The 19,458-nt window shown below is 63.5% G+C and carries 11 protein-coding genes and 1 tRNA gene; 5 read left to right on the top strand and 7 right to left on the bottom strand.

From position 1 onward, the window contains the following. Position 1 precedes the first annotated feature (1 nt). From QZY01_RS11075 to QZY01_RS11060, 4 genes are all read right to left on the bottom strand, one after another. Positions 2-958, bottom strand: a complete 957-nt coding sequence (locus QZY01_RS11075; protein WP_294537040.1) for a lipase family protein — start codon at positions 956-958, stop codon at positions 2-4. 112 nt (positions 959-1,070) lie between these two features. Continuing rightward, a complete protein-coding gene (locus tag QZY01_RS11070) occupies positions 1,071-3,275 on the bottom strand; it encodes a DNA/RNA non-specific endonuclease (RefSeq protein ID WP_294537037.1) in 2,205 nt (734 codons plus the stop codon). A 114-nt stretch (positions 3,276-3,389) separates the two neighbouring features. Beyond that, on the bottom strand, positions 3,390-7,472 hold the full coding sequence (locus QZY01_RS11065) for a TIR domain-containing protein (RefSeq protein ID WP_294537034.1): 4,083 nt from the start codon (positions 7,470-7,472) through the stop codon (positions 3,390-3,392). Positions 7,473-8,551: 1,079 nt separating this feature from the next. Further along, positions 8,552-8,627, bottom strand: a tRNA-Glu gene (locus tag QZY01_RS11060). Positions 8,628-8,815: 188 nt separating this feature from the next. Between QZY01_RS11060 and QZY01_RS11055 the strand changes: the two genes are divergently transcribed. Genes QZY01_RS11055 through QZY01_RS11035 form a run of 5 tightly spaced genes read left to right on the top strand, consistent with a single transcriptional unit; the run spans position 8,816 to position 14,886 of the window. Then, complete coding sequence (locus QZY01_RS11055; protein ID WP_294537031.1) at positions 8,816-9,898, top strand: efflux RND transporter periplasmic adaptor subunit; 1,083 nt, start codon at positions 8,816-8,818, stop codon at positions 9,896-9,898. Beyond that, complete coding sequence (locus QZY01_RS11050) at positions 9,898-10,986, top strand: efflux RND transporter periplasmic adaptor subunit (protein ID WP_294537029.1); 1,089 nt, start codon at positions 9,898-9,900, stop codon at positions 10,984-10,986. Before QZY01_RS11055 ends, QZY01_RS11050 begins: the two co-directional genes overlap by 1 nt. Then, on the top strand, positions 10,983-14,096 hold the full coding sequence (locus QZY01_RS11045; protein WP_294537028.1) for an efflux RND transporter permease subunit: 3,114 nt from the start codon (positions 10,983-10,985) through the stop codon (positions 14,094-14,096). Before QZY01_RS11050 ends, QZY01_RS11045 begins: the two co-directional genes overlap by 4 nt. Positions 14,097-14,108: 12 nt before the next feature. Then, positions 14,109-14,246, top strand: coding sequence for a hypothetical protein (locus QZY01_RS11040; protein WP_294537026.1), 138 nt, complete (start codon positions 14,109-14,111; stop codon positions 14,244-14,246). A gap of 19 nt (positions 14,247-14,265) precedes the next feature. After that, entirely contained in the window at positions 14,266-14,886 is a 621-nt protein-coding gene (locus QZY01_RS11035) for an SCO family protein (protein WP_294537024.1), read from the top strand. A gap of 112 nt (positions 14,887-14,998) precedes the next feature. Here the strand turns inward: QZY01_RS11035 and QZY01_RS11030 are convergent, their stop codons facing one another. The 3 genes from QZY01_RS11030 to QZY01_RS11020 form a co-directional block, all read right to left on the bottom strand. Next, positions 14,999-16,459 carry an esterase-like activity of phytase family protein gene (locus QZY01_RS11030; protein WP_294537022.1) on the bottom strand — a complete coding sequence of 487 codons (1,461 nt, stop codon included), beginning with the start codon at positions 16,457-16,459 and terminating at the stop codon, positions 14,999-15,001. Between the two features lie 293 nt (positions 16,460-16,752). Beyond that, positions 16,753-18,348: an arylsulfatase gene (locus QZY01_RS11025; protein WP_294537077.1), complete on the bottom strand. Its 1,596-nt coding sequence runs from the start codon at positions 18,346-18,348 to the stop codon at positions 16,753-16,755. 227 nt (positions 18,349-18,575) lie between these two features. Then, entirely contained in the window at positions 18,576-19,412 is an 837-nt protein-coding gene (locus QZY01_RS11020; protein WP_294537020.1) for a transporter substrate-binding domain-containing protein, read from the bottom strand. Positions 19,413-19,458: the final 46 nt, after the last annotated feature.

Here is a 19,458-nt window from a genome sequence, read left to right as displayed (position 1 = left end):
TCTAACTCTGGCGGTCGCGCAGTTCTTTCAACAGGCGGATATATTCGGAAATCTGATGATCGGCAAAATAAGGCAGCGCCCCTTCGAGCGGCAGACCTTCCAGTCCCGGCGGATCGCCCGCACCCAGCGCCATCTGCAAACGTCCGAATTCAAGCATGTCGAGCGGGCGCGGATCGTTTTCGTCGATGATCTCGCCGGACGAAACACTTTCCGTCCCGGGGGATTGCCGCGGCGCAAGGATAATGGCGCTCAACGTTTCCTCCTGGGTGTACTTGCGTGGCGCAGCGAAGCCGTCCTGCCCGCCCGCCGCCGCCTCCAATCCGGGAAGCGACTCGAGAACCCCGGGCCGCACGATGTGTTTGGGGCCGCCGCAATGCTGGTAGAAGGGTGGAACGCGTGGAACGATGTCGACCTGATTGATTAGCCGCCACAGGCGCTTGGGCAATTCCCGATCGAACCTGTCGGCGAAACCCGCGAAGCTGACGGCCGGCTGGCCAAAAGTATAGAGCTCGGGAGTGTAAATTCCCCGGCTTTTGGCGCGCGCCGCGGCAATCACCGCGAGCGCGCCGCCGAGGCTGTGACCGACGATCCAGACATAGGGACGCGTCTTCGCGAGGGCGTCGAACAATTGAAGCCTTGCTTCAATCTCTTCTATGCCCTGGACAAAGCCAAGGTGAGCCCATCCCCAGGCGACAGCCGCCGGCAGGACCCGCACGTCCCTTATCCATTGCCCAATATTGCTCGTGCCTCGAAAGGCAAGAACCGTCGCCTTGTCGTCGGCGCACCAGAAGCCTTGAACGTTGGAGGCGTCGAATGCATTGAAGTTTGCGAGGCCGGCGCTGCTCGCAAATTTTTGCGCTTCAACTTTGTTATAGGCGGCGGCGCAGGCCTCGGCCAAAAATACCGCGGTGGTCAGATTGAAACCCGTCGTTCGCAAACATTCGGCTTGGGTGGTCATGTTCAGATCTCCAATCCATAGTGAAAACGTCTGGTCCTGTCGCTCAAAAAGGCAAGGCTGTTTCCGCCGGTTTGCGCGATCCGATGTCGATACGCGCGTGCGGGTTCGACGGTCAAACGACGATATCCGCGCCGTCGCGAATGATTTTCGCTTTGCGCGGTTTCCCTCCCGCCGCTGCGGGAAGTTCCAGCGTTCCGGGCTTGCCGCCCTCGGCAAAATGGTCGTGCTGCTTGATGTCGCCGAAATCCAGCCCGGTCTTGTTCTCGAGATCCTCGACCGTGATCTGGGTGGCGGCGACGTCAAAGACAGCCTCGAAGCCGGGCAGATCACGAATGTCGCTTTGCCCGAGAACGAAGGCTGTCGCCGAAGGCGATCCGTCTTTGCGCACGAGGACGCAAACCTTCCAGAACTGGAGCGGGCAAAGCACCGAATATTTCATTTTTTCGTTTTGATAGGCGGGATCGTTGGGAGAGAAGATCGGCCCGGTTATGACGATCATGCGCCGCTGGTCCTTCTTCGCGTGCTTCTCAAGAAGGAATTGCTCCAGGCCTTGCCAGCGGTCCTTGCCGCGATTGAAGGGCGACGCCTGTAGCGCGCAATTGGTGAAATGGAAGGTGTCGTTGTTGGCCTTGATGGCGCTTTCGACGTCGTCGCCCCACGCCGTATCGTCCCGCCGGGTGAGATGGCCGCGGTCGATGCCATGCTCGAAGGCCGCCTGTCCCAATTGTTCCGTCTTGCCGATGCGCGTGTCGACATACCAGCGGTCTCCCTCTCGCTTGCCGATTCCGGGACGGCGGTCTCCGTCGACATTGGCCGCGGAGAACCAGGCCGTCCGCCGCCGCTTGTTCATGTAAAGACTATAATGGTAATAGGCGAGTTCATAGGGATCGTCGTGCATGCGGTATTCTTCGGGCACGACGGCCGTGTCCTTCTCCATCTCCGGTTTGAGCGCGGGCAGCGGGACGGAAACGCCATCGAGGAAGTCGGGGTCGTAACCCGGCCGGTCGCTGTAATCCTGGTCGACGACGACGCCTTCGACCGCTGCATCGAGTTCGGCTTCCGCTTCGACGGAGTCTTTCGATTCCGGGATTGCCGGGCCTTGCGTTGGTTCGCCCACCGAAATGCTGATATGGATCGGGATCGTCCATTTCGCCTCGCCCGCCGCCTTACGGCTCAGGGAAGTTGGCGGTTTAGCCGACGGCGCGACATTTTGCAGGATGGGCGCTTGGGAAACGGGCCCGGCTACCGGAACGGCGACTTTTTCCGTTGAATTCCAGGCGGCGTCCCAGTCGGACGTCTTCGGAACCGAACCATCGAAATTGAGCTTTGCCAATCGGCTGTCGCGCGCCAGTTCATGCATTGGCACCGCATAATTGGCGACGAGGTAGACGCCGGCGAAATGCAGCGCGATCACCTTGCCGGACTTGACGCCGATCACCGCCGAGCCGGAGTTGCCGCCAAGCGTCGACGCATTATGCGTTAGCGCATTCACCTTGTTTTCGAAGCTCTGGATCGAGGCGCGCTCGCGCACGACGCCCGGCGCCAGACGCTTCACAAAATATTTGCCTTCGAAAATCCGGTCCTGCACCGCCAGATCGTTGCGTTCATCCCGCGCCGGATAGCCGATGACAACAACGTCCTCGTCGATGAGGTCTTCCGGCTTTTGGATTGAAAGCGGCAAGGACTGGCCGTTCGGCAGCCCGTCGACTTTGAGCAGCGCCATGTCCCAATAGGGATGCACCATTGCGACGCCCGAAACTTTGAGATCGTGGACGAGACCATCGTCGACGTCATCCACCTCGCGACCGAAATTCACGAAAGCGTCGCCCGGCGTGAAGCGGATATTGACGCCGAGGCCATCGGCGAAAAGGCGCGCGACGTGTCGGTTGGTCATCATCAGGCCGGGTCCGACGATAAAGCCGGTGCCGACATAGGGCGGAATTCCGGGCGGCGGCAATTCGATGCGCCCGATCAGCGGCAGCAGCGGATTGATCCGCTCCCTCACCGCCCGGTCGTTGAGCTTTAGCCACGCGTTGTCGGTCAGGGGATCGTATGTGCCGCGACGAACGAAGACCGCGGGCCGGTTTTGCTTCATGACAATGGCCTCAAGGCCGAACATTTCTTCGTTCGAGATATCCTGATGGCGATCGTCGTCGAGCTTCTCCAGTCCGCTGTTGATCTTCGCGTGGACGTCGTCTGCGGCTTCCGCCATGCTCTCCAGGCCGTCTCTCGGCGGCGCGAGGTTTTCAAGCGCGCTCCCCGGCGCGATCTGGGACAGCATTGCTTTCAAACGTCTCGCTTTTTCGAGCTTGTCCATGTCCGTCTCCCAAAAATTTGGTGTTGAACACTCCGGTGACGAGTTGCGAAGTTCGATGTTTGCGGGAGTGGCGTCCGGGGCGGTTCAGTTGCAAGCGTCGAACTAATGCAGAAACTAAGGGGGCAACGGCGGGTTCTTGCCGGCGGGCTTTTCGGCGAGCCATCGTTTCCATACGGGCGTGGCGTAGGGCCACTTTTCCATTTCGACGCACCAGGCCGGCGGTTCGGGGGACAGGAAGAAGGTCTTGCGCTGCGCGCGCGTCAGGCAGCGCGGGACGTCCTTCTTTGCTTGGGACACGAGCGCCTGGGTGTCGGGAAAGACGTCCCACACTCGCGCCGTCTTGTCATCGGACGCGGTGACAATGCGCTTGCCGTCGTGGCTGAACGCCGCACTTGCCACCGCACCTTCATGGCCTTTTAGTTCGCCGATCGCCTTCCCGCTCGCCGCATCCCACACGCGCGCCGTGTTGTCCGCAGACGCTGTGACAATGCGCTTGCCGTCGGCGCTGAACGCCGCGCGATACACCCGACCGTCATGGCCTTTCAGCGGCTCGCCGATGGGCTTCCCACTCGCCGCATCCCACACCTGCGCCGTCCAGTCCTTGGATGCGGTCACGATACGCTTGCCGTCGGGGCTGAAAGCCGCGCTCAACAATGAATTGTGGCTCTTGAACTCGCCGATTGGCTTCCTGCTCGCCGCGTCCCACACCCTCGCCGTGCCGTCCCAAGACGCAGTGACGATGCGCTGGCCGTCGGGACTGAACTCCGCGCTCAATACCGTATTTTTGTGGCCTTCGAGCGGCTCGCCGATTGGCTTGCCGCTCGCCGCGTCCCACACCCGCGCCGTTCCGTCCGAAGACGCGGTGAGAATGCGCTGGCCGTCGGGGCTGAACGCCGCGCTTTGCAGCACGCTCTTGTGGCCTCTGAGCGGCTCGCCGATCGCCTTCCTGGTCGCTGCGTCCCACACCCGCGCCGTCAGGTCGAAAGATGCGGTGACGATGCGCTGGCCGTCGGGGCTGAACGCCGCGCTCCGCACCTCCCCTTCATGGCCTTCGAGCGGCTCGCCGATTGGATCGCCGCTCGCGGCGTCCCACACCCGCGCCTTGCCATCATTAGACGCTGTGACGATGCGCTTGCCGTTGGGGTCGAACGCCGCGCTCGTCAACTCACGTTCATGGCCTCTAAGTGGCTCGCCGATCGCCTTGCCGCTCGCCGCGTCCCACACCCGCGCCGTCTTGTCCCAAGACGCGGTGACGATGCGCTTGCCGTCGGGACTGAACGCCGCGCTATTCGCCTCACCCTCATGGCCACTTAGCGGCTTGGCGATCGGCTTCCCGCTCGCCGCGTCCCACACCCGCGCCGTCCTGTCCCAAGACGCGGTGACGATTCGCTGACCGTCCGGGCTGAACGCCGCGCTCCACACGACATCCTCATGGCCTCCGAGCGGATCGCCGTTCGGCTTCCTGCTCTCCGCGTCCCAAACCCGCGCCGTCTTGTCGGACGACGCGGTGACAATGCGCTGGCCGTCGGGGCTGAACGCCGCGCGATAGACCAATCCATCATGCCCTCTGAGCGGCTCGCCGATCGGCTTCCCGGTCGCCGCGTCCCACACCCGCGCCGTCTGGTCGGAGGACGCAGTGACGATCCGCTTGCCGTCGGGGCTGAATGCCGCGCTCCGCACGACATCCTCATGGCCTTTGAGCGGCGCTCCGATCGGCTTGCCGCTCGCTGCGTCCCAAACCCGCGCCGTCTTGTCGTCAGACGCGGTGACAATGTGCTGGCCGTCGGGGCTGAATGCCGCGCTCCACACCCGCTCTTCATGGCCCACAAGGAAGCGCTCGCGCAGATCGCGCCAGGTGACGTCGAGCTGCAACTCGGCCTCGGGGACATAGGGCTGCGGCGTCCCGGCGGCAGCATCCGGCAGAGCCTCGAGCGCAAGCAGGGCTGCGCTCCCGACATCGCCCGCCTCGCGGCGCTGGCGCGCCTGATCGGCGAGGTAGCGCGATTGCGTGATCTGCGCCTCGCGTAAGTTTGCCTTGGCCTGATCGGCGCTAGCCTTTTCTCGCTCCGCGCTGGCTTGGGCTTCTTTCTTTGCCGCATTGGCAACGAAATACTGCCATCCTGCCAATGCAGCGATCACCAGGGCCGCCGCCAATCCCGCCTGAACCGCCCGATTGGTGCGTTTTTGCGCAGCGTTCGCCTTCGTCTGCTCCTCCGCGACCTGCTTTTGGGCGGCCGCCGCCTTGGTCTGCTCCTCAGCGATTCGCTCCGCGTCTCGAATGCGTCGCTCCTGCTCTTCCTTCTCGGCGGCTTCCCTTTTTCGTTGCTCTTCGGCCTCATCCGCACGCCGCTTGTCGTCGTCGGCGATGCTGTCGCGGATGAAGGCGAGATCGGCCGGTTCGAACTCGCGCTCGGTGCGGGTTTGCAGGTAGTCGCGCGCGATCGAAAGCTCGCGGTCCGCCAGCAGACCGCGCTGATTGGCGGCGAAGGCCGTGCGAGCTTGGCTCAGCCTCTCGCGCCAGACGAGGAAGTCACGATCATCCTCCAACCATTCGGCGAATGGCGGCTGGCGTAACAGCGCCTCATGCGCGACTTCGAAGACGTCGACATCCTTCCCGTCGGCGTCCTTCCGGCGGTCCCTGATCAGCAGGCGCTGCTCGGCAAAGCGGTCGATCAGCGACCGCGCCTCCTCCGGAATCTTTTCGCGCGGCGCCACGCGGCGCGCGAACTGGCCTGCGGGGTTGACGGGGTTGACCTGCGCCAGATGCGGAATGAAGGCCGAGCGCGCGAGCTTGAGCTGCTCCTCCGTTTCCTCGGGCGCCTCGCGTCTTGCGACCGCCTCCGCGAAGGCTTGCGCGACCGTCTTGTCGATCACCCCTTCCACGCGCCCGATTTTTTCATAGCCGTCCAGGGTCAGCGCGTTGTCCGCGCGGGTGTTGTCATAGAGATGGGCGAGGGTGAAGGCGAGCAGCGGCAAGGCGTCCTGCCCGGAAATGTCCTCCAGCAGCGCGTCCGTGAGCTGCGCGTCGATCTTGAGCGGCGGCTCGACGAGCCGCGCCGGGCCTTCGATCACCGCGCGGAAGGAGCCTTCCAGCATCATGTCGAGGGTGAACGTGTCCTTCGGCAGGGCGGCGAGCGCGGGGTCGCTCTGGACCAGAGGAAACGCGTCCGACCGCATGACCAGGACCGCCATCGTGCGCGGGTCGGCGGCCAGCGTCTTCGTCAGCAGGTCGATCAGGCGCTTCGCCTCTTCGCGGCCCTCCTCGTTGAACAATTCCTCGCCCTGGTCGATGGCGAGCAGGACCGTCGGCGGCCGCGCATCCTCGCCGGCAAAACTCGCCTGCGCGATGTCGCGCAGGGCGGCGAGCAACTTGGCGAGTTCGTCGTCCGTCTTTTCGAGGGCGTCCTGGATGTCAATGCGGCTGCGGGGCAGGCCGCGCTGGCGCATGCCGCCGGAAAACCGGGGATCGCCGGCGATCTGGCAGAGCGCTGCGGCAAGACCATAGGCCCCCGAGATCGCCGCGCGCTCGGGCCGGACGATCGGCAACGGCAGCCACGCGCGGTCGTCACGCTTCAGGCGCGGCCACAGGCCGGCGCGCAGGAAGGACGACTTGCCCGATCCCGAGGCGCCCAGAATGACGGACATGCGCGTGACGCCGGTGCGGGCGAGCCTGCGCATGTCGTCGAGGCCGCGCACGTTCTGTGCGTCACGGCCGAAATAGACGGCGGCGTCCTGCTCTTCAAAATAAGCGAACCCGGGGTATGGACGCCGATCGGGCGGGAAGGGGAAGCTCGTCGGGTCTAGGCCTGCGCGCTTCAACCCTTCCTTGAGGCGCCGGTAGGCGTCCGGGTCGCCGGTCAGATCGATGAATTGTTCGTCGGTGAGGTCAGGCGGGACCTGGGCTTTGTCGATCCCGACAAGCGCCACGATCACCTTCTTGCCCATCAGGCGCGCGGTCTCGACCTCTGACCGGCACATGAACGAATCGAGCCATTCCTTCGAGACCAGCGCAAGGACGACTTCGCAGCGCCAGGCGGCTTTCTGCAGCGCCTCCCTCCAGCGCTGGCCCGCGACAATGCCGCGCTCCGGATCGAGATCGAGGAAGACGTCCTGCCAGCCATTTTTGGCGAGCCAGTCGCGGACCTCGACGGCTTTGTCGTTGTTCCAGCTTGAATGACTGATGAAAAGACGCGCCATGGTCAAAATGGACCCTGATCGAATTGTTTCAAATTAATAAATAAGCTGCGCCATTTTGCCATTTCGCGCAAGCCGGACGTGCGGCCGAGGAGCCTCGCGAGTTCGCGCTGCGGCGACTGCCGGCGATCGACGGCGGCCGTCGTCGCGCTCTGGTTTGAGCAAGCAATTTGGGAGAACGAGGTGCGGATATTCTGAGAGCAAACTTGCCCAGCGCCAATCAATTTTGAGGAGATTCCTCGCTCTCCAACGTTCTCGAACGGAAAGTTAGTCGCGTGCTCTTAGCCTTCACGCTTGCACCAGAGGGACTCCGCCTCTTCGCCACACTGCACCGCCCATTGCACGCATGCATCCAATCGCAACCCGTCAAGAAGTGGCGCGTCGAATGTGCGGACGCTATTTCTGAGCCCTTGCATACCCCTGTTCAGCACCAGCCAGCTACCCGCGGCCGTCATCGCGAATGTCGCAATCAGGCCCCAAATCCACTCGGGCGTTTGTTTTGCGCGCTTTGCATCTATCGGAAGGGGCGGCTGATCGCCCGCTTCGATAAGCCGAGCGCCTCCGGAAACCTCCAGGTCCTTGCGTTCGGTGGCGGGCGATGGAGGACCCCGGCTCAGCACAATGCATTTAGCGAAGGGGTTGGAGTTTCTATCTGTCGCCGTCATGGCCTGTGAAGAAGATATCATTTCGCTTCAGGAGCGCATGGAGAGCGTCTCCGACGAAAGAGATCTCGACGTGGCGTATAATACCCAGAGGCATTTGATCTATGTCGCAGCGACAAGAACGCGATCGCGTTTTGCCGACCGGGCGTTCGCCTCTGTCGGAATTTCTGGAAGACGTCGGCGCCGCCAAGAATTGAGCTTGGTTACCGAAAAATTGCTCCTGTCGATCGAAGGTTCATTCGATTGCCGACAGCATTCAGCCCCGGGTTTGCGCTAACGGCTGTTTCAACCGCTCATCTCCCCGTTCCCAGGCAAGATAAAACGAATCCGTCCGGCGCCACATGGTCCATTTCGCGCTCAGTCCAGGCCACACGCGCACAGGACACAAGCCCGGATCGAAAGCTAAGTTTTTGATTTATTTGGCGCTCCCTAGGGGAATCGAACCCCTGTTTTCGCCGTGAGAGGGCGACGTCCTGGACCGCTAGACGAAGGGAGCAGCGCGAGCGTTGTTCTATATCGGGGCGCGTCGTCGGCTGCAAGCCCCTCCCGGGAGCCGTCCGCTCGCCGTCAGGGGACGCGCTCCCGCCATCTTTGTCCCGCTTGTTGACTTTCAGGCTGGCCAACCCCAATCCTGCGTCGCCGAACGACAGCAACTTTTTCGAGATCGCGATACGAGGATGGGCCATGAGAACCAGGCTGGGTTCCGCCGCTGTTGGGCTTCTCGCCCTGGCGCTCGCCGGATGCGGCGAGTCCCGTCCCGGCGCCGAAAAGCCGCCGCTTAACGTGCTCGCGCAAAAAGCGGCGCCGCAATCCTATGAGGGGTCGGTGACCCTGACCGGCGTCGTTCGCGCCCGCGTCCAGACCGAACTGTCCTTTCGCGTCAGCGGGCGGGTGATCGCAAGATCGGGCGATGTCGGCCAGCATGTGGAAGCCGACACGATTCTGGCCCGGCTCGATCCTTCCGAGCAGCAGGCCGATCTCGACGCCGCCAAGGCCGGGCTGACGGGAGCGGAGGCGACCATGCGCCAGACCGCCGCCACTTTCGAGCGGCAGAAAGCGCTGCTCGCCAATGGCTTCACCACCCAGGCCAGTTTCGATCTCGCCGATCGCGAGCAGCGCGCCGCCGCCGGCTCGCTCGACGCCGCCAGAGCGCAGCTCGCGAGCGCGCAGGACGCCTTGTCCTATACCGAGTTGCGCGCCGGCCATTCGGGCGTCATCACCGCCCGCAATATCGAGGTCGGCCAGGTGGCGCAAGCGGCGGAAGCGGCTTTCGGCTTCGCCGAGGACGGGCCGCGCGACGCCGTGTTCAACGTCTTCGAATCGATTTTCGCCCAGAGCCTGAGCCGGCCGGGCATAGAACTCGCGCTCGTCGCCGATCCCAAGATCACGGCGCGTGGAAAAATCAGGGAAGTTTCCCCGGTGGTCGATGAAAAGACCGGCACGGTACAGGTCAAGGTCGAAATCGCCGAAAACGCCGCCGCCATGCCGCTCGGCGCGGCGGTGACCGGCCGCGGCTACTGGCGCCTCGAAAATGTCGTCGTGCTGCCCTGGACCGCCATGTCGGAAAAGGACGGACAGCCCGCCGTCTGGGTGATCGATCCCGCCACCGGAACGGCGACCGTCCGGCCCATTGTCGTGGTGTTCTATGAAAAGGAAAAATTCGTGTTGCGGGAAGGCTTGGCGAACGGCGACCTGGTCGTGACCGAGGGAACCAAGTTCCTTCGCGAGGGCCAGGCCGTGCAGGTGCAGAAACCGGAGGCCTCGTGATGGCGACAGGTCTCAGGCCTTTGGCGCTTTCGTTTGCGCCACTGCTGCTGCTGGCCTCGCTCGCCGCTTGCGGCAAGAAGCAGGAGGCGCAAGAACCCGTGCGCCCGGTGCTGACCCTCGTCGCCGCGCCGACGCCGCCGCTCGACGTCGTGCTGTCCGGCACGGTGCAGCCACAGGTGCAGAGCCCGTTCGGCTTTCGCGTGCTCGGCCGGATGATCTCCCGCCCGGTCAAGGCCGGCGACCGCGTCGAGGCCGGGCAATTGCTCGCGGCCATCGATCCGCTGTCGCTGGAAATGGCGGCGCGCACCGCTTCGGCGGCGCTCGCCAGCGCCCGCGCCCATTATGACAACGCCGTCACCGCCGAAGCGCGCCAAAAGAAACTGCTCGCCAAGAAAACCGCCTCGCAGGCGACTTTCGACGCCGCCGAACAGGAGCGCGCCTCGGCGCAGGCCAGCATGGCCCAGGCCGAGGCCAATCTGCTCAAGGCCAAGGAGCAGCTTTCCTATGCCGTCTTGAAAGCCGATTACGCCGGCGTGGTCACGGCGACCAGCGCCGAAATCGGCCAGACCGTCTCGCCCGGCCAGCCCATCGTCACCATTGCCGAACCGAGCCGGCGCGACGCGGTGATCGACGCGCCCAACCATGTCGCCGACGCCTTGTCGATCGGCTCGCCGTTCAAGGTAACGCTGCAACTCGACCCATCCGTTGCGGTCGATGGCGTGGTGCGCGAAATGGCGCCGCAGGCCGACGACGCCACCCGCACGCGGCGGATCAAGGTGGCGCTCGACAATCCGCCGGATTCCTTCCGCCTCGGCGCCACCATCTTCGCCCGGCCGGTCGCCGGCGCCGGCGCGGCGATCCGCGTGCCCGGCTCCGCCTTGCTGCAGGAAGGCGAAAAGTCCCGGGTTTTCGTCGTCGATCCGCAAAGCCTCAAGGTTTCGCTGCGCGACGTCGAGGTCACGCCGGACCGCGACGACCGCTGGATCGTGCGCGGCGGCCTGAAGGCGGGCGAACGCGTCGTCACCGCGGGCGTGCATCGCCTCAAGGACGGGCAGGCCGTGCGGATCGACGGGAGCGACGCGCCTTGAAAAAATTCAATCTTTCCGACTGGGCGCTCGAACACCGCTCCCTCGTCTGGTATTTCATGATCGTCTTCCTGTTGGCGGGCGCCTTCTCCTATTTGAAGCTCGGGCGCGAGGAAGATCCCAATTTCACCATCAAGACCATGGTGGTGCAGGCCAAATGGCCCGGCGCGACGGCGGACGAGGTCACGCTTCAGGTCACCGAGCGGATCGAGAAGAAGCTCGAAGAGCTGGAATCGCTCTACTACACCAAGTCGGTGACCACGGCGGGCGAGACCACCGTGTTCGTCAACCTGCTCGACACCACAAAGGCGCGCGACGTCGAGGCGATCTGGGTGCGCGTGCGCAACATGGTCGCCGATATCAAGAACCAGTTTCCGAGCGGCGTGCAGGGACCCTTCTACAACGACCGGTTCGGCGACGTGTTCGGCAATATTTATGCCTTCACCAGCGACGGATTGACTCTTCGGCAATTGCGGGACCGGGTCGAAAACGCCCGGTCCCGCGCGCTGACCGTGCCCAATGTCGGCCGCGTCGATCTGGTCGGCGCGCAAAACGAGGTGATCTATCTCGAATTCTCGACAAGGCAGATCGCCTCGCTCGGCCTCGACAGCCAGACGGTGATGGCGACGCTCGCAGCCCAGAACGCCGTCACGCCCTCGGGCTTCGTGCAGGCCGGGCCGGAGGAGATCGCCATCCGCGTCAGCGGCCAGTTTTCCTCGGAGGAAAGCCTTCGCTCGATAAACTTGCGCGTCAACGACCGCTTCTTTCCGCTGACCGATGTGGCGACGATCCGGCGAACCTATATCGATCCGCCGGAAAACCTGTTTCGCTTCAACGGCCAGCCGGCGATCGGACTCGCCATCGGCATGAAGGCCGGCTCGAACCTGCTCGAATTCGGCGCGGCGCTGGAACAGGAGATGGAGCGGATCAAGGCCGACCTGCCCATCGGCGTCGACGTGCACCGGGTTTCCGACCAGCCCGCCGTGGTGGACGAGGCGGTTTCCGGCTTCACCCGCGCGCTGTTCGAGGCGGTGGTGATCGTGCTGGCGATCAGTTTCGTCAGCCTCGGCTGGCGCGCCGGTCTGGTGGTGGCCATCGCCATCCCGCTGGTGCTCGCCATCACCTTCCTCTACATGGCCGAAACCCATATTTCGTTGCAGCGCATTTCGCTCGGCGCGCTGATCATTGCGCTCGGGCTTCTGGTCGATGACGCGATGATCGCGGTCGAGATGATGGTGGCGCGGCTCGAAGCCGGCGACGACCTGCGCAAGGCGGCCACCTATGTCTATACGTCCACCGCCTTTCCGATGCTCACGGGAACGCTGGTGACGGTCGCGGGCTTCATTCCGATCGGCCTCAACAGCAGCGCCGCCGGCGAATTCACCTTCACGCTTTTCGTCGTCATCGCGGTGTCGCTGGTCGTGTCCTGGTTCGTCGCGGTGCTGTTCACCCCGCTGCTCGGCGTGACCATCCTGCCGGCGAAGATGAAAACCCATGCGGAAGGCGAAAAGGGCCGCATCGGCGGATTGTTCGCCAAGACCCTCGAATTCTGCATGCGCTGGCGCTGGCTGACCATCGGCGCGACGCTCGCCGCCTTCGCGCTGGCGGTGTTCGGCATGGGCTTCGTGCAGCAGCAGTTTTTTCCCAGTTCCGACCGCCCGGAGCTGATCGTCGACTGGAACCTGCCGCAAAACGCCTCGATCGCCGACACCGACGCGCAAATGGCGCGTTTCGAGCGCGAAATGCTCATCGGCGAGAAGGATATCGAACTGTTTTCGAGCTATGTCGGCCGGGGCGCCTTGCGCTTCGTTCTGTCCTTCGACGTGCAGCCGGCCAATGTGTTTTTCGGCCAGACCGTGATCCTGACCAAAAGCATCGAGGCGCGCGACCGCCTGCGCCGGAAATATTCGGAATGGCTGCGCTTCGCCTTCCCCGGAACCGACGCCCTGGTTCATCTGCTCGACATCGGCCCGCCGGTCGGGCGCCCGGTGCAATATCGCGTCAGCGGACCGGACGTGCAGAAAGTGCGCGACCTGTCCCGCCAGCTCGGCAGCGTCGTCGCCAAAAACCCGCATCTCGGTCTCGTGACCTTCGACTGGGGCGAACCGGCGCGCAAGGTCAAGGTCAATGTGCTGCAGGACAAGGCGCGGCTGCTCGGCGTCTCCTCGCAGGACATAGCGACCGCGCTGAACAGCGTGGTCAATGGCGCGCTGGTGACGCAGGTGCGCGACGATATTTATCTCATCGACGTCATTGGCCGCGCCCGCGAGGACGAGCGCGCCTCGATCGAAACCCTGCAAAACCTGCAATTGCCGGCTTCGAACGGCCAGTCGGCGCCGCTCGCGGCGGTGACGCGCTTCAGCTACGGCCTCGAACAGCCGGTGATCTGGCGCCGCGCGCGCCAGCCCACCGTAACCATCAAGGTCGGCATCGAGGATAATGTGCAGGCGGCGACCGTGGTCGACGAACTCGCGCCCGCGGTCCAGAAATTCGCCGAAACCCTGCCGCCCTTCTATCACGCCGTGGTCGGCGGCGCGGTCGAGGAAAGCGCCAAGGCGCAAGGGCCGATCGCCGAGGTCATGCCCTTGATGCTGTTCATCATGGCGACGATCCTGATGATCCAGCTGCAAAGTTTTTCGCGGCTGTTTCTGGTCTTCGCCGTTGCGCCGCTGGCGGTCATCGGCGTCGTCGCGGCTCTGCTGCCGAGTCATTCGCCGATGGGCTTCGTCGCCATTCTCGGCATTCTCGCGCTGATCGGCATATTGATCCGCAATTCGGTGATTCTGATCATCCAGATCGAAACCCTGCTGGGCGAAGGCAAGCCGCCCTGGCAAGCCGTCCATGAGGCGACCGAACACCGGATGCGGCCGATCATGCTGACCGCCGCCGCCGCGACCCTGGCGCTGATTCCGATCTCGCACGAGATCTTCTGGGGGCCGATGGCCTATGCGATGATGGGCGGCATCGTCATCGGCACGGCGCTGACGCTGTTGTTCCTGCCGGCGCTCTATGTCGCCTGGTTCCGCATTCCGGCGCCGCAATCGGGCGCCGAGCCGGGCTCTGGACATGGAGGCGAACCGGGGCCACATGCGCTCCTCAAGCCCGCGGACTAGGAGGCGCGGCCCATGGCGCGCGAAAATTTCTGGGCATGGCTTTCCGGCGGCCTCGGCGTCGCGCTGTTCGCGGCGGCCTTGGCGCTTTGGGTCCTGTATGGCCCGCTGGTATTCATCGACGCCCTGACCTCGGTCTGGACCTGTCTCTGACCTCTTTTGCGAGTTTCGCATGGCCGCCCCGACAAAATCGTCCGAGTCGAAAACCCCGCGCGCGCTGCTGCTGGGTCTGGCGGCCCTCGCCGTGGTCCTCGCCGCCCTCGCCATCGGCCTTGGGTCGCTGGGCGGCGGCAAGCCGGGGGCAGGTTCTTCGTCCCCGGCGGGGATCGGCGGCCCGTTCCGGCTGGAGACGGGCGGCGGGCGCATCGTCACCGACGCCGATGTCCGGGGCGCGCCTTATCTGGCATTCTTCGGCTACACCCATTGCCCCGACGTCTGCCCGACGACGCTGTTCCAGATCTCGGAAGTATTGCGCGCGCTGGGGCCCGACGCGAAAATCAAGGCGCTGTTCATCACCGTCGACCCAGAGCGCGACACGCCGGAACTGATGCAGCGCTATGCCGAAAATTTCGATCCGCGAATCGTCGGTCTGTCGGGCGACCGCGCGGCAATCGACAAGGTTCTGGCCGGTTTTCGCGTCTACGCGCGCAAGGCGGCCGGCGCCAACGGCGACTACACGATGGACCATAGCGCTGTGATCTATCTGATGGACCGCTACGGCAAATTCGTGCGCGCGTTCAATCTGGAACGGGCGCCGGAACAGGCGGCGGCGGAATTGAAACCGCTGCTTTGATTCAACCCCGCATCGATTTGCTTTCACGCGCGGACAGGCCCGCGCGTGAAACGGATTCCGGTTCGCCCGGGCGCCCTTGCCGGAGCGGCCAAGCCCGGCATTGGCCCGAATATTACGCCTCGCGCAAGGCCTTGTTGCGGCGGTTCGCGACGAAACCGAGCCCGATGAAGCCGAGGAACATGGTCGCCCAGGTGGCGGGCTCCGGCACCGCCGCTACCTGTTGGGCCACAAAGGTAACGCCAAATGGCGTCAGGTCCGCGTCGGTGAAGCCGAAGACGAAAAACTGGTTCGGATTGTCGAGGGTCTGGCCGTTATAGCTGACCTGAGACAGGAAATCATTGTCATTGGCGACATAGAGCGTGTGCTCGATCTGGCCGTTGACCACAACATCCTGTCCAAAAGCCAGACCTTCGATCTTGGCGGGTATTTCCTGCCCGGGGATGCCCGCCCCGACGAGCGCCGCGACGATGTCGAGGAAAGGGCCCTGCTTGCCGATTGCGGCATTCTTCAGGGCGCTTCCGGAGAGGCTGGACACCTCGGTGGCGTTGGCGGTGTCGATGACGAACAGCTGCTTGACCACGGCCACGCTGCCGTCGCCGCGACCCTTGCCATCCCGCTCATCGACCAGGAACTGGTGGTCGTTGAGCGCGACGATCTCGCTCACGCCCGTACCGGTAGTGAGGTTATAGGCGAATTCCTTCGTGGTTCCGCTCGCGATGTCGATGGTGACGATGCGGACCGTCTTCTTGCTGGCGCTGATGGCGACGTCCTGGATCAGCGGCGCCTGCACGATGCCGACCAGCGTCTTGCCGTCCGGCGTAAGGGCGAGGCCCTCCATGCCCTTGTTGTCGGTGCGGCCAATGGTGTTGCTGGCGGTCTCCACCGCGCCCTGCGGCGCCTTGACCGCGACGTAGAGATTGGCCGGCAGGGTGAAGGTCTTGATCAACTCGCCCGTCGAGCGGTTGAACTGGCGGACATAGGGACCGTATTCGTCGGAAATGAACACCGACCGGCCGTCGTTGGAGACGCGGATCGATTCGGGGTCCAGGCGCGCGTCGGTGGCGGCGTCGGATTTGCCGGGGCCGAAATTATCCGAACGGCCGCTGAAATAATTCCTCCCGGCAGAGTTCTGCGACGGAACGCCCGAACCGACGCCGAGGCCGGTCCCCGTGCCATAATTCAGCGCGGTCGGGCTCGACAGCAGGGTCGTGCGGTTCAGGACCGCCGTCAGGTTGAAGGGAAGCGCGCCGCCCGGATTGGCCGTCAGGTTCATGGTCACTGTCTGGAAGCGGCTGATGTAGGAGGTGGTGTTGTCGAGGGCTGAATTATAGGACAGGGCGTTGGGGCCGCGATCGGGCAGGGCAAGGAACGTATTGCCGCCTGCATAAGCGAGGCCGGATCCCAGGCCGCCGAGAACATTGCCCGGCACTCCGCTTTCGAGGGCGCCCGTCAGACCCGACAGATCGGTCGTTCCGGGCAATGTGCCGATGGCCAGCAGGCTTACGCCCGCCTGAGCCGGCGCGGCGGAAATTGCGGACAGGAGCAAAAGGGCCTTGAGAGCAGAGGTGCGCACGATTCGAGTCTCCGGGTTAAAGATTACCGATCGTTAATCTCTGCTGACCTTAAGTGACATAACGATGACAATTTGGCGGCTCGTCTCCGACGGCCAAGCGGCTGTAAGCGACGCGGATAATGTTTGGCGTCAATAAGAATTTTAGAAACAATGAACTGCAGCCCCGATCCGATTCAGTCGGATTAAAAGGTTCCAAATAGGAATTCCCGCCGACAAGGGACCGCGTACACAAAATCCCTCGATCAAACAAAAAAGGGCGGCTCTCGCGAGCCGCCCCTCCGAAAAGCGCCTTGTCAGTTGCCCGCACCCTTGGCCGCCGCTTCCGCCGCCTCCATCTTCCTCTGCATTTCCGCCTTGACGGCTTCGAGATTGAAACTCGCGCCGCGCTGCATCGGCGGGAATTCGATAAAGGTCTGGAGTTCCTTGCCGATCAGCTGCTGGACGAAGACGAAGCGCCAGAACTGGAACTTGAACCAGTCGAAATATTGCTGTCCGCCTTCCTTGGTGCCGTTGTTTGGCCAGCCGGTGCGCTCGAACGGATCGAGGCGCAGGTTGGTGATATAGGGCACGTCCGGCCGGGTCTTTTCGCCGAGCCAGCCGGCGGGCTGGTCGATGAAGCGGTATTTGTAGTCGTCGATGCGCACCGCGCCGACCGTGCTTTCGCCGAGATAGAAGATCTCGTGGCGCGCCGACGGCCCCTTGCCGGTAAGGGCGGCGAGCTGGTTATAGCCGTCGAGATGGTTCTTGTAGGTGCGCCCGCCGAGGGTCTTGCCCTTCAGCAATTCCTCGGTGATGTCCGGATTGCCGGCGATGGCGGAAAAAGTCGGCAGCCAGTCGAGACCGGAGAATATGCCGTTTTGAACCGAACCCGCCGGCACATGGCCGGGCCAGCGCACCAGCGCCGGGACGCGGAAACCGCCTTCGAGCACGGTGCCCTTGGACTGCGCAAAAGGCGTCTGGCCGCCATCGGGCCAAGTGAAGACTTCCGTGCCATTGTCGGTGGTGAAGACGACGATGGTGTTGTCGTCCTCGCCGAGATCCTTGATCTTCTTCATCACCAGTCCGACGTCGTCGTCGAGTTGCGCCATGCCGGCTTCTTCTTCTGACCAGCCGTTCACCGAATTGCGCATCGCCTCATATTTGGGAGAGAGATGGGTCACGATGTGCATGCGCGTCGGGTTGAGCCAGACGAAAAACGGTTTTTTGGCCTTTTTCGCCTTCTCGATGAATTCGAGGGCGAGATCGCGAATCTCGTCGTCCACCGTTTCCATGCGCTTCGGGAACAGCGGCCCGGCGTCCTCGATCCTCTGCTTGCCGATTTTGCCCCAGCGCGGCTGCTCCGTCGGGTCGTCGACATCGGTCGCCCAGCTGTGGATCATGTTGCGCGGGCCGACGACGTTGAGCAGTTCCTGCGGATAATTGGGATGCGCCGGGTCTTCCATGGCGTCGAGGTGATAGAGGTAGCCGAAGAATTCGTCGAAGCCATGCACGGTCGGCAGGAATTCGTTCAGATCGCCCAGATGGTTCTTGCCGAACTGGCCGGTGGCGTAACCCAGCGACTTCAGCACCGTGGCGGTGGTCACCGCCTCGGCGGGAATCCCGATCTTGGCGCCGGCCTGGCCGACCGTGGTCATGCCGGTGCGGATCGGCAATTGCCCGGTGATGAAATTGGCGCGGCCCGCCGTGCAGCTGGCCTCGGCGTAGTAATCGGTGAACAGCATGCCCTCTTTGGCGATCTGGTCCAGATTGGGCGTGCGTCCCGCCATCATGCCGCGATGATAGGCGCCGATGTTCCACATGCCGATATCGTCGCCCATGATGACGAGGATATTGGGCTTTTTCTCCTCGGCCGCGGAAGCCGGCGCCGGCGCGGCCGCCGCCAGCAGCATTGCCGCCCCCAAAAATGTGAACGATCTCAACAAACGCATCGCTTCCTCCCTGTTAGCGAATGAGTGCCGAAAATTTCCGTTTGCCGCCGTCGGCTTTTTGAGGTGGACCAAGGCGGTCGGAGCGGCATCATGCACGCTCCGCCGACCGGCACAATCGCGTCTTGACGGTTATCCGCGTGAAAAAACAGCGTAAAGCCGTGGCGTCCCCGAAAAACGCCCAGCCGCCTTCAATAAATTCCGACCGGAAAATATTTCAGATAAAGCTCGGTCATCACGCCGCGTTCGTCGAGCCTTTGCAGCGCCCAGTTCAGCGCCAGCCTGAGCGCGTCGTCGTCGCGCCGCACCCCGATGCCGACGCCCTCGCCGAAGAACCTCGGCTCCAGATAAGGCCCGCCCTGAAAAGCGCAGCAGCCGGGGTTGCGTTGCGCGTTGATCCAGATCGCCAGACCGATCGCATCGTCGAAGGCGAGTTCGAATTGCCCGGCGAGCAGAGCCGCCATCAATTGCTCCCGGTCGGGAAAAGGCACGAGCGTCACGCCGGGAAAAAACGCACGCAAAAAGGCTTCTTGGGCGCTGCCGCCCAAAACCCCGATGGTCGCGCCGCGCAAACCCTCCGGCCGCGCGTCGAAACTTTTCGTACCCGCAACGGCGACGAAACGCGCCGGGGTCAGGTAATAGGGCGCGGTGAAACGCGCCCGGTCGCGTGTCGCCGCCGTTTCCTTGAGCGAGGCGACGATGGCGTCGCCCTCCTTCGCCTCCAGCGCGTCGATGAGATTGTCCCAGCGGCGCGGCTGGATGGTGCAGGAGATTTTCAACTCCTCGCAAAGCGCCCGCGCCAGATCGATATTATAGCCGGCGAGCGCGCCGTCGGCGCCCAGAAATTCGAACGGCGGATAATCGTCGGCGGTGAGAAAGCGGATCGGCCTGAGCGTCGCCGGATCAGGCGCAACCGCACGGTTGTTCGGATCGAACAAACTCGGAATGAATAGATTTGGCGTTGCCTGGTTTTCCGGGTCTTTTTCGGCCGCTATGCAACCGCTGGATTGCAGAACCCAAAAAAACATCAGGATAAGCAGACTCGCCTTGGCCCAAGCCGGTATTTGGCGGTTA

The sequence above is a fragment of the uncultured Rhodoblastus sp. genome, from assembly GCF_903903185.1.
In the GTDB taxonomy this organism is placed as follows: domain Bacteria; phylum Pseudomonadota; class Alphaproteobacteria; order Rhizobiales; family Beijerinckiaceae; genus Rhodoblastus.
The sequence above is the reverse complement of the archived record's forward strand: the minus strand, read 5'-3'. Positions and strand labels throughout refer to the sequence as shown.

Excerpts from the sequence above, each read along its gene's own strand:
- QZY01_RS11075 (WP_294537040.1), bottom strand. The coding sequence starts at position 958 with ATGACCACCCAAGCCGAATGTTTGCGAACGACGGGTTTCAATCTGACC.
- QZY01_RS11070 (WP_294537037.1), bottom strand. The coding sequence starts at position 3,275 with ATGGACAAGCTCGAAAAAGCGAGACGTTTGAAAGCAATGCTGTCCCAG.
- QZY01_RS11065 (WP_294537034.1), bottom strand. The coding sequence starts at position 7,472 with ATGGCGCGTCTTTTCATCAGTCATTCAAGCTGGAACAACGACAAAGCC.
- QZY01_RS11055 (WP_294537031.1), top strand. The coding sequence starts at position 8,816 with ATGAGAACCAGGCTGGGTTCCGCCGCTGTTGGGCTTCTCGCCCTGGCG.
- QZY01_RS11050 (WP_294537029.1), top strand. The coding sequence starts at position 9,898 with ATGGCGACAGGTCTCAGGCCTTTGGCGCTTTCGTTTGCGCCACTGCTG.
- QZY01_RS11040 (WP_294537026.1), top strand. The coding sequence starts at position 14,109 with ATGGCGCGCGAAAATTTCTGGGCATGGCTTTCCGGCGGCCTCGGCGTC.
- QZY01_RS11035 (WP_294537024.1), top strand. The coding sequence starts at position 14,266 with ATGGCCGCCCCGACAAAATCGTCCGAGTCGAAAACCCCGCGCGCGCTG.
- QZY01_RS11025 (WP_294537077.1), bottom strand. The coding sequence starts at position 18,348 with ATGCTGCTGGCGGCGGCCGCGCCGGCGCCGGCTTCCGCGGCCGAGGAG.
- QZY01_RS11020 (WP_294537020.1), bottom strand. The coding sequence starts at position 19,412 with ATGTTTTTTTGGGTTCTGCAATCCAGCGGTTGCATAGCGGCCGAAAAA.